The sequence below is a fragment of the Flavobacterium xizangense genome (assembly GCF_054075145.1).
The window spans coordinates 1-242 of record NZ_JBSIPG010000280.1 but is presented as its reverse complement, the minus strand read 5'-3'; the positions used below and the strand labels follow the sequence as shown (position 1 = coordinate 242).

Here is a 242-nt window from a genome sequence, read left to right as displayed (position 1 = left end):
AGCTGACTTTGGCGCTTGATTGTAAGGAACAATTTGGTCGTCTTCTCCGTGTAAAACCAAAACGGGAATATCTAAACTCTTTAAATCTTCTCTAAAATCGGTTTCAGAAAATGCTTTAATTCCTTCATAGTGCGATAATACAGAACCCATCATTCCTTGACGCCACCAATTTTGTTTGATTCCTTCTTGGACTTCTTGTCCTTCACGGTTCCATCCGTAGAATGCAATAGGGAAGTCGTAAA

The 242-nt window shown here is 39.3% G+C and carries 1 pseudogene; it reads right to left on the bottom strand.

Going from position 1 to position 242, the window contains the following annotated elements:
* A pseudogene (locus ACWA1B_RS23435) lies at window positions 1-242 on the bottom strand (alpha/beta fold hydrolase); the annotation flags it as partial.